5 protein-coding genes, 1 tRNA gene and 2 pseudogenes are annotated in these 10425 nt (G+C 73.1%); 1 reads left to right on the top strand and 7 read right to left on the bottom strand.

Annotation, left to right across the window (positions count from 1 at the left end):
• Positions 1-603 (top strand): annotated as a pseudogene (locus tag ACTIDRAF_RS0211855) (NrfD/PsrC family molybdoenzyme membrane anchor subunit); the annotation flags it as partial.
• Positions 604-943: 340 nt separating this feature from the next.
• Here ACTIDRAF_RS0211855 and ACTIDRAF_RS28455 read toward each other — a convergent pair.
• The 7 genes and pseudogenes from ACTIDRAF_RS28455 to ACTIDRAF_RS34225 all read right to left on the bottom strand — a co-directional run.
• Entirely contained in the window at positions 944-4597 is a 3654-nt protein-coding gene (locus ACTIDRAF_RS28455; RefSeq protein ID WP_169533976.1) for a S8 family serine peptidase, read from the bottom strand.
• Positions 4598-4998: 401 nt separating this feature from the next.
• Positions 4999-5937, bottom strand: coding sequence for an SDR family NAD(P)-dependent oxidoreductase (locus ACTIDRAF_RS28450; RefSeq protein WP_016698954.1), 939 nt, complete (start codon positions 5935-5937; stop codon positions 4999-5001).
• A gap of 79 nt (positions 5938-6016) precedes the next feature.
• Positions 6017-6601 (bottom strand): TetR/AcrR family transcriptional regulator, encoded by a 585-nt coding sequence (locus ACTIDRAF_RS0211840; RefSeq protein WP_016698953.1) that lies wholly within the window; start codon positions 6599-6601, stop codon positions 6017-6019.
• A 607-nt stretch (positions 6602-7208) separates the two neighbouring features.
• A tRNA-Asn gene (locus ACTIDRAF_RS0211835) sits at positions 7209-7281 on the bottom strand.
• A gap of 129 nt (positions 7282-7410) precedes the next feature.
• Positions 7411-7890: a DUF421 domain-containing protein gene (locus ACTIDRAF_RS0211830; protein ID WP_016698952.1), complete on the bottom strand. Its 480-nt coding sequence runs from the start codon at positions 7888-7890 to the stop codon at positions 7411-7413.
• Between the two features lie 37 nt (positions 7891-7927).
• Entirely contained in the window at positions 7928-8437 is a 510-nt protein-coding gene (locus ACTIDRAF_RS28445) for a hypothetical protein (RefSeq protein WP_157162990.1), read from the bottom strand.
• Between the two features lie 187 nt (positions 8438-8624).
• Positions 8625-10425 (bottom strand): annotated as a pseudogene (locus ACTIDRAF_RS34225) (hypothetical protein); the annotation flags it as partial.

The following is a 10425-nucleotide window of genomic DNA, read 5'->3' as shown; positions in this document are numbered from 1 at the left end:
CCGGCGGCCGGAGCGGCCGCCATCACCGACCTCACCGGCTGGTTCCCCAGGATCGGGGCGACCGCGACGGCGACGGCGGCCGTGCTGGGACCGCTGGTGGCCGCCTACACGGCCGCGCTGGCCGCCGACACCGCCGTCCCCGCCTGGCACGAGGGCCACCGCGAACTCCCGTTCGTCTTCGTCTCCTCGGCCGCGCTGGCCGCCTCGGGCGCGTCGATGATCGCCGCGCCGACCGCCCAGGCAGGTCCGGCCCGGCGCGCGGCAGTCCTGGCGGCGGCGGGAGAGCTCGCCGCCACCGCGCGCATGGAACGGCGGATGGGCATGGTCGCCGAGCCCTACCGCACCGGGTGGGGCGGCCGGTTGATGAAGGCGGCGAAGGTGCTGACCGTGGCGGGCGCGGTCGGTGGCGCGCTCCTCGGCCGCCGGAGCCGGGTGGCGGCGGGCGTGTGCGGGGCCGCGCTGCTGGTCGGGTCGGCCTGCACCCGGTTCGGCGTCTTCCGCGCCGGCATGGACTCGGCCCGCGATCCGAAGTACACGGTCGAACCGCAGCGAGCGCGGGTGCGGGAACGCGCGGCGCGGGCGGCGGAGGAGAACGCCTCCTGAACCGGGATTCCAACCCGCCCTCGCGGTGCGGGGAGGCGGCGGCCGGCGACGGAGTCGTGCCGGTGCCCGTCGTGGTCCGCTGGTGTGCCGCCCCTGGCCGGGCAGCGGTGGGTTGGTCCTCGGTGCCCGCCCCCTCAGGACGCCCGGCGCTCGGCCCGAACGGGCCGAACGGGCCTCGGCACCGGACCCGGGCACCAGGAACGCCGTCCCCGTCGCCCCCGGCCGAGCACGGCGGGACTCACCCGCGACGGGGAGCGGTACGCGAGGAGGGGGCGCCGGGTCTCCCCCGACGCCCCCGCACCCCGCCGTCCGGGACTCGGACGACGTCACCTCCACCGGCTCACAGGTCAGGTCGGTGCACCAGCTGGACGGCGTTGAGCACCGGCGGCTCGTAACCCCGCCGGGCGAGGAAACGCAGGTCCACCGGCCCGCCCTCCTCCACGGTGACCGTGGTGGTGTGCTCGTCGGCACGCAGTCCCCCGACCGCTTCGGCGATGTCGTGGCCGACGAGCACGTACCGCCCGTTGAGCTGGACGTCGAAACGACGCCAGTCGAGGCGGGGGGACCGGTCGAGTTCGGCGAAACCGAGCGTCAGTTCGTAGGTCCCGGCCGGCAGCGCGTCGAAGCGGTAGCCCTCCAGCCCCACGAGTTGACTCCGGTAGACCGCGTCCTCCCGGGTGTCCCGGATGTCGACCGACTCGTCGACCTCGGCGGTCGTGACGTCGTCACCGAGATACCCGAAGGAACCCGTCTGGTACGCCTGGTCGGCGACCCACTCGATGCCGGTCGAGTCGGTGTGCGCGGCACCGGCAGGGTTCACCGCCTGCCAGTGCGCGGACACGACGAGCCGCACCGGCACCCGCAGCACCGCCTGCCGGCCACCGTTGGTCCGGAAGGCCACCACCCCCTCGTGGACACCAGGGGCGAGCCCGCCGGTGTCGACCTCCAACCCGAGGGTGACCGCCCGGCCGGGCCGCAGCTGTCCGCTGGTGAGCTCGTGGGACAGCCAGGGCACCCCGATGGCCCTGGAGGCGGGGCCCGCGTCGGGGTCGGGCGTGAGTTCCCAGGTCAGCAGCTCGGTGCCGACGTTGGTCACGGTGATCTCGGCCTCCCGGGTGGTGTCCCCGGGCAGCAGCCACTCCAGCCGGTCGACGCTGGTGGCGCCCCGGCTGGTGCGAAGCGTCACGTCGTGGCTGACCCGTTCCCCGGACTCGCCCACGTAGGCGGTGCCGGTGGTCGCGACGTAGTTCTCCTTGCTGACCGCCACCGTGTAGTAGCCGAGGGGCAGCTGCCTGCGGTACGTGCCGTCGTCCCCGGTGCGCGTGGTCGACACGACCTCACCGCGCTGGAGGAACTCGACCAGCGCCCCGGCCACCGGCTCGCCGTCGTTGCCGTCGACGGCGGCACCGGTCACGAACCCGCTGTCGGGCAGGCTGAAGGTGATCGAGCTGCCTGACCGCAGGCTGGCCGTGTTGTGGGAGAACTGGAGGGCGACGGTCCCCGAGGCGTTCTCGATGCCGACCGTCGCGGAGGCGCCCCGCTCGATGGCGTCGTCCTCGCCCAGGTCGCGGTAGTCGAAGACGATGTCACCGCCCTCGTGGAGCGTCACCCCGAAGTCCACCCGCCGGGAACCGCTGCCGAAGAACGTGAGTTCGCGCCACTCCACGAGGAAGGTCCTGTTCGGGGCCTCCCCGGCCGTCCGGGTGTAGATGCCGGAGTTCGCGTCGGCGTTCAGGTCGTCCCAGAACGGGTAGACGGCGGCGTTCGGCGCCGAGGCGCTGGGCAGCGCCCCGTTCAGGAACGCCGTCGCCGGGCCCTCGAAGGCGAGGAAGCCGTTGGTGGAGACGGCCGCGCTGTCGTAGGTCTCGCCGTAGAAGTCGAAGTCGAAGGGCAGGTCGACGGTCTCCGAACGGTCGTCGCCGGTCAGCGCCAACCTGGTCTCGCCCTCGGTGTAGTCGCCCTGGCCGACCCGGCAGGAGTGCCCGTACTCGTCGGTGACGTCGGGCAGCCGGAAGTTCAGCACCCTGGTGAAACCGGAGACGACGGTCTCGCGGGTCACCGGTTCGACGCAGGCGGAGCCGGCCGCGGTGAGGGCGTAGCTGCCCTCGGGCACCGCGTCGAAGGCGTAACCGCCCTCGTCGTCGGTGGTGACGGCGGGCAGGACGTGGTCGTCGAACACGACCGTCGCACCGGGCAGCGGTGCGCCCCTGGCGTCGGTCACCTCACCCACCAGCGACCGCGTCGGCACGGGGTCGAGTTCGAACTCCAGGGACGTGGTCTCGTCGAGCGAGACCGTGGCGGTGGTGGTGGACTCGCCGTAGCCGAAGGCCGACACGGTGACCTCGTACTCCCCGACCGACACCGTCGCGGAGAACCGGCCCTCCGCGTCGGCGGAGGTGGCGCGCTCCAGCGGGCCGGCCAGCGAGACGCGGGCCCCGGCCACCGGGTCCCCGGTGGCGGAGTTGGTGACGCTGCCGGCGAGGACGCCGGTGTCGCCGCGGGGCGCCGCGCCGACCGCCGCGAGCACGTCGAGCTTGCCGTGGCCCCAGACGTTGTTGTTCTCCGGAGTCCCACCGCAGCTGGTGTCGTCCACCGCGATGGCGCTGCCGTTGAGCAGTTCCCGGGTGGACTCGACGTCCCCGACGAGGCTGGGCGCCGAGGACCACAGCAGCGCGACGGCACCGGCGACGTGCGGCGCGGCCATCGAGGTGCCGCTCTTGAGCCCGTAGGAGCTGTTGGGGGTGGCCGACCGGACGCTCACGCCGGGGGCTGAGATGTGCGGTCGGATCTCACCGTCGAACCCGGGTCCCCGGCTGGAGAAGCTGGCGATCGACCCGGTGGACCCGTAGGCGCCGACGCCGTAGGAGTACCGGGAGTCGGCTGGCGACCCGGCCGTGTCGCAGCTGGGCCCGGAGTTGCCGTTGGAGAACAGCCCGAAGATTCCGGAGGCGTTCCAGGCGGCGACCACGTCGTCGTACCAGGGGTCGATGATCGGCCCGTTGGAGGCGCCCCAGGAGTTGTTCACCACGTGGGGGCGCAGGTCGGCACGCGGGTTCTCACCGGCCAGGTCGGTGGGGGCGAGCATCCACTGCCCGGAGGCCAACAGCGAGGCGTCGGTGCACCCGTTGGCCTCGCAGCCCTTCGCCGCGATCCACTGGGCACCGGGCGCGACGCCGATCTGGTTGTCCCCACCGTCGTCACCGGTCATGGTGCCGGTGACGTGGGTGCCGTGGCTGTTGTTGTCGCAGGGGGCGGGGGAAGGGCTGCCGCAGACCGAGGCCGGGTCGAACCAGTTGTGGTCGTGGTCGAAGTCGGATCCCAGGTTGCCCCGGTAGCTGTCCACGAGGGCGGGGTGGTCGTACTGGGCCCCGGTGTCGATGCTACCGACGGTGATGCCCTCACCCCGGACGCCGTAGTCGCTCCACACGGCGTCGGCGTTGATCTCGGCGACCCCCCACTCCAGGGCGTCCACCGAGACCCGGGCTGGCCGTTCCTCCACCGGTTCCGGCGCGTCGAGGGTGACGGGCAGGGTGACCCGTGAGACACCGGAGGACCGGTCGAGCCCGGTCAGCAACTCCCGGGTGGCGTCGCGGACCAGGACGCGGTTGGAGATCCAGAAGGAGCTGAACTCGGCATCGGCCTCGGTCAGATGCCCGATCACCTGCTTCTGGGTTCGGGCCGCGTGGTCGCGCAGGGTCGACACGACCGCCTCGCCCCGTTCCACCCAGCCGGTGGTCTCGGCGGCGGCGCTGAGGTCGGCCCGGTCCTCCAGGACGAGCCAGACGTCGGAGCTGCCCTTGGCATCCAGGGCACGGGTGACGGCGGAATCGACGGAGAGGACGTCGCCGGCGGCGTCATCCTGGGCCGAGGCGGCCGGGGCCCCGCCGAGCGCTGCCGTGATCGCGGTCAACGCCGTGACGGCGGTACCGGCTCGGCCTCGGGACGTTCTGACGGAGTTGCGTTCCCGGCTGGCGGGACTACGTCTGTGGGACACCAACCCTCCTCGAACAGGACGGCGCCCGGCTTCGGGAATTCGGAGCCAGGCCTGTGGTCCCTTCGAGCTAACCGACGAATCCGACGACGTCACGAGAAGCCATTCAGCGCGAACGGAGGGCATTGGTCGCCGCCGACGAGAACGAAGTGGTTCCGACGCGCGCACCGTTCACGTTCGTTGACCTCCTCCCGGAGATACGCCCACGTGAGGGCGACCGCGCCAGGACACGGGAACGGTCATCGGGGAGACGCGGGAACCGAATCCCGGGTCGGTGATTCACCAACCTCGACGACAACGAACCGGCGGCCGCCACCGGGATCGGGAGGCCCTCGTTCCGGCGAGCGGAACCGGAGCGGCGGCCCCCGCGACCGGGGTGCGCCCGCACCGGCGTCCCCCCGCTCTCACCGGTCGTTCCGCCGCCCGGCGCTGTCCGGCGAAGCGGCGGCCCTCGGGTAGCTGACGCCGGTGAGACGTTCCGAGGCCGCCCACAGCCGCGCCGCCAGCTCGCGGTCCGCGAGACGACCGGTGAGGGGTGTCGCGGAGGGCGGTCGCCGGCCCGCTCCAGGGCCCGTCATGACGTCGGGTTCGGGCTCCGGCCCCACCGCCGCGTGGAGCAGGGGCCGCGCACCCTCCTCCACGCTCCTGCCGAACAGCTGGGCGGGCGCGGCGAACGCCAGTCGCGCCACCACCGAGGTCACCCGGCCGTGGATGGGAGTGCGGGTCATCCCCGGATGGGCCAGCACGCTGCGCACCGGTGAGCCGCCGTCACGCAGCAACCGGTCGAGTTCGGCACCGAAGAGGACGTTGGCCAGTTTGGAGCGCGCGTAGGCGCGGGCTGGGGAGAGGTGGGTGTCCAGCCGGTCCGGGTTGAGCCGGCCGTACCGGGCGAAGTCGGAGGCCACCGTGAGCACCCTCGACCCGCTCCCCCGCTCCAGCACCGGCATCAGCAGCCCGGTGAGCACGAAGTGGCCGAGGTGGTTCACCCCCAGCGCCCCCTCGAAACCCTCGGCCGTGGGCGGCGCACCGGCGAAGCCGACTCCCGCGTTGTTGACGAGCAGGTCCACCCGGTCGTGGTCGGCGGCCAAGGCGGCGGCGAAGGAACGCACCGAGGCGAGGTCACCGAGGTCAAGCCGCCGTGCCTCGGTGGCGCCCACCAGTTCCGCGCTCGCCGCTCGCCCCCGTGCGAGGTCCCGGACGGCGAGGACCACGTGGGCTCCGCGTTCGGCGAGCACCCGGGCCATGACATGGCCCAGTCCGCTGGTGGCTCCGGTCACGACGGCGGTGCGACCACGCAGGTCGGGGATGCCCTGGGCGCTCCAGCGCTGGGACGGGGCAGGCATGGGTTCTCCTCGGCTAGGGGGACGTCGCGTTCCCACGCTACCGCACAAACGGATAGGCCCATCTATTCGGATGACTCCATCAGTTCTCGGGTCGTAGTCCCGCGACCAGGATGCCCAGGTACAGCCCGGCGCGGTCGTCGACCTCGGTGCCCGCGCGCACCGCCTCGTGCGTACCGATCAGCAGACGGCGCACGTCGTCGGGAGTGATCTCCGGCCGCACCACGCCAGCCCGGGTCGCCCGCTCCAACAGCGCCGCCAGCGCCGCCAACAGCTCCCGCACCCGCTCCCCCGTCTCCACGCAGGCGAACGCGGGACGGGTCAACACCAACCGGAGCCCCTCGTCGGCCAACTGCCCGCGCAGCACGCCCTCGAGGAACGCCACCAGCGCCGCCGCCGGGTCGGCCATGGACACCGCCGCCCGCGCCGACTCCACCAGCGCGTCCAGCGACCCCGCCACCAGCGACTCCAGCAGTGCCCCGCTGGTGGGGAAGTGCCGGTAGACGGTCCCCACCCCAACGCCGGCCCGCCGGGCGACGACGTTGAGCGGAAGACCGCCGTCCCCCTCCCGGACCAGCTCGCGCGCGGCATCCAGGATTCGATCGCGGTTGCGGGCGGCGTCCGCCCGCAACGGCCCGGGATGCACCGAGAAGGACTGCTCGCTCATGGCGCCGACGGTAGTCCGCGCCCGCCGGGTTCGACCAACACCGAGCCCCCACCCGACGGAAGGCACCTGGGACTGGCGGCCGCTTCGACACCGACCGACCACTGGCCCCGCGGGGGAGGAACTGGGCGGAGAGATCCCGGCACATCGCGACCGCCTCATGGACAGCCTCGAAGGACGGGACCGGGCATGCCACGACGACCCGCTCGCGGAGGCCGTCGTCCATGGGATGTCGTGGAGCGCGAGCGCGGAGCCGGGGAAGCCCACGTTCCTCCACTTCAGCAGGACCACCCCGGCGACTGGCAACCGCGGACGCGCCGGGGCGTTGCGGACGGGCCGCACGTCGGCGCATGGCTGGACGGGCGCATGGGGGGGCGAACGGACAGACGCCTGCGGCTGGCGTGAGGTGTCCGAGGCCGGCCCGATCCACTGTCACCGACTACTGGTCGGAGTCCTACGCCCCCGGACGGGACCACCTCGTGGAGCGCTGGTGCCCCTGCGGGGAGCAGGCCCGGGCGGGGACGGAGCTCAACCAAGGCCGGCGCACCCCGGTCCCGACTCCCCCGGCGTTCCCGCACGAAAAAACCCCAGGCCGCGACCTGGGGTACTGCTCCTCCGGTTGGACTCGAACCAACAACCCTTCGGTTAACAGCCGAATGCTCTGCCAATTGAGCTACGGAGGACCGTCTTCTGTTGTTGTCGGGCTTGCCGCCCGACTGGTGAATACTTTAGCGCACCCCTGGACCCCCGAGGAAAGCACCCCCCTACCTCCTCGTTGACCAGGCACGACGCCCCCGGAGGGCCGGGGAGGGTCATTCCTGGTGCTCCCGCTCCGCCGGTCCGCTGGCCGCCTCGGTCGGGATGATGCTGATGGCGCCCGAGGTCTCCAACACCGCGTACCGGATCTGGTGCAGGCCGTGCACGCCCTGGCGTTCCCGCGCCGCCGTGAGGATGTCGTCGATGGTGATGTGCTGGGTCGCCAGGTGCCGGTCCACGGGTTCCCCGTGGTCGACCAGGACGAGCGGAGCTCCCTGGAGCAGGTGGTCCACCCTCCGGAACCGCCACCGCAGGTAGTCGGCCGTGCGGTCGACGAACACCAGGGTCGTGATCACCAGCAGGGCGGTCGTGATCGAGAAGTCGTCCCCGAGGAGCGCCTGCTGGGTCGCCTCGCTGATGATGAGCAGCAGGATCAGGTCGAGGGTGCTGACCTGGGCCAGGGTGCGCTTGCCGGTGAGGCGGAGCAACACCAGGATGCCGAGGTACACGGCGGTGGTGGCGAGGACTGAGTGCACGGGTTCCTCCTCCGGGCGTCGGCATGCCCGACCAGGGCTACGGGTAGACGAACTGCCAGAACTCGACCCGGTTCCCGCCCGGGACGCTCACCCAGCCGGACCTGGCGCCCAGCCCCTGGGGAACGAGGTCGACGGTGATGACGACCTCAGACCCCTCCTCCACGAGGAAGTCGAACCGGACCGACTCCTCGGACGCGGTGACCTCCGAGGGCTCCGGCTCCAGCGACTCGACCTGGTTGTCCGCCAGGTAGGAGGCGGACACCCGCACCGAGACCGCCTCGACGTCGTCGGGCACCGGCACCCGCAGCCGCAGGTCGTTCTGCCCCGTCGCCCGGCCGAACCGCTCGTACTCCACGACGAGGCCGCTGCTGGCGTCGCGCACGGTCGCCCCGCTCAGCGGGCCGTCCCCCCACCCGCCCAGCAGGCCCACGAGGACGATCGCACCCATCACCAACCAACCGCCGTTCTGGGCGAACTTCTCCCACCGCAGGGGGCCCGGCCGGTGGTCCACCGGCCAGTTCGGGGGAGGGGCCTCGTCTGCGCCCACCGCACCTCCCCACGCCCGCCCGGACCGACTCCTCCGGGTCGTAGCGCGGGTACCCGACAGGACCTCGCACGCACCCGCGCCCGGCCGGCTTCACTGACCCGGGTGAAGGACGGTGCGGCGGGACCGTTCCTGCCGGGCCGTCACCACCTGGCCTCCGGCCAGGAAACGGTCCCCGCGGGGGCGGCGCTCAGGCGTCCCGGACCTCGACCCGGTCCTCCCCCACGCGCACCACCACGTGATGACGCTGGTCTGGCGTTCCTCCCAGCCAGCAGGACCGGTGGTCCTCCGCGACCACCACCTCCTCGGGGTGAGCCCGCAGGCGCCGGGCGAGGTGGTCCTTGACGGCCACGCGGATCAGCCGGGTCGCCCCGCGCAGGTCCGGTGGAAGCCCGTAGAGACCCGCCACCGTGCCCGGCAGCGCGTCCGCCGCCTCCACGTCGACCGCCGACAGCACGGTCGCCTCCCCGTCGGCGCGCGACAACCCGATCCCGCCCGCGTAGCGGCGCAGGCGCAGGAAGGTGCGGCGGTCGCGCAACGACGACTCCGGGAGCCCCGTCTCCACCAGCACGTCGACCATGCGGACGGCGACCAGCACCGCGCCGTCGGGACCGGTGAGCTGGATGTCGAAGGTGGGCAGCGCCGGGCCGGTGGGGAACCCCGCGAACCGCACCTCCAACCCCAGCGGGCCCACGTCCGGGATCTCCCCGAACAGGTCGAGGGACTCCACCCGGTGGGGGAAGCAGACCGCCGAACGGCTGACCCCGGGCGCCCACCGCCACAGCTCCTGGTGCGGGATGGCCTGGGGCAGGGCGTCCAACACGCCCTGGTGCAGGTGGCCTCGTGGTACCGATCCGGCCGCCGGGTCCACCACCGCCGAGGCGCCGGTGGAGCCGAGGGACAGCGACCGCAGGTAGTGGAAGCTGGGGCCGTGGAAGAGCGCCCCGGACTCGTAGGGGTCGGGTTGCGGAACGGCGTCCCGCAACGGCGCGAACGGCTCCGGCGGTGGACCTGGCCGGTCGCCCACCTGGGCCGTGCTCGTCGCCAACAGGTCGAAGCGGGACAGTTCGGCTCTCCTCGCCTCCCGCCAGACGGCGAGTTCGGCGGCGAGCCCGGCGGGGCGCCGTGCGACGGAGGTCCGCAGCCGCAGGGGCCCGGTGATCGGCGTCCACCTCCTGAGCCGCACCTCACGCAGGGACAGCACCCGGGCGCCGGTGTGTTCGGCGACCGCGCCGGCGAGCCGGTCGACGGTGGACATCAACGGCAGCGCCGGGAGGACCCAGGTGGGGCAGTGGTCGTTCAGCCAGCCGTCCGTGGCCGGGTCCAGGACCTCCTCTCCGACCGGGACGGCGGAGTCGGCACCCGGCGGTGTCCCCCCGGGGGAAGGACGGGGCGTCGTGCGGGCCGGGCGCGCCACGGTCGTCACACCGGCACCACGGCCCGGGACGACGTCCACTCCACCGCCTGGTCCTCCGCCGGAACCGGTGTCGCCGCCGGTGGCGGGAGCAGCGCCCTCGACGATGCGCATCCCGAGGTCGCGGACGTGGTAGATGCGGCGACCGTCGACCCACAACCAGGCCTCGGCGGTCGCGTACACGCCACGCTCGTCCTCGCCGAGGTCCAGCACGTCCAGCTCCACGGTGACGAGCCGGTCGGTCGCCAGGACCTGCCCCCGGTAGCGCCAGCTCACCCGCTGCCCCAACCGCACCGGTTCGAACCGGGGAGCGCTCATCACCGGCCGCGCCGTCCGCAGCAGGTAGTACTGGAGCAGCTGGCACATCGCCTCGACCCCCAGGGAACCGGGTTGGACCGGGTCCTGGAAGAAGTGGGCCTTGAAGTACCAGGCTTCGGGGTCGATGTCCTTCTCGGCGCGCAACCGCCCCAGGCCGGCGGGGCCGCCGTCCGGCCAGAACCCGGTGACCCGGTCGAGCATCCGCAGCATGGGGCCGGCGAGCCGCAGCGCGCCGGGCCGGGCGCTCCACTCCGCGAGG

The organism is Actinoalloteichus spitiensis RMV-1378, assembly GCF_000239155.1.
Classification (GTDB): domain Bacteria; phylum Actinomycetota; class Actinomycetes; order Mycobacteriales; family Pseudonocardiaceae; genus Actinoalloteichus_B; species Actinoalloteichus_B spitiensis.
The sequence above is the reverse complement of the archived record's forward strand: the minus strand, read 5'-3'. Positions and strand labels throughout refer to the sequence as shown.

Coding starts and splice junctions, on each gene's coding strand:
- ACTIDRAF_RS28450 (WP_016698954.1), bottom strand. CDS start 5,937: ATGCCTGCCCCGTCCCAGCGCTGGAGCGCCCAGGGCATCCCCGACCTG.
- ACTIDRAF_RS0211840 (WP_016698953.1), bottom strand. CDS start 6,601: ATGAGCGAGCAGTCCTTCTCGGTGCATCCCGGGCCGTTGCGGGCGGAC.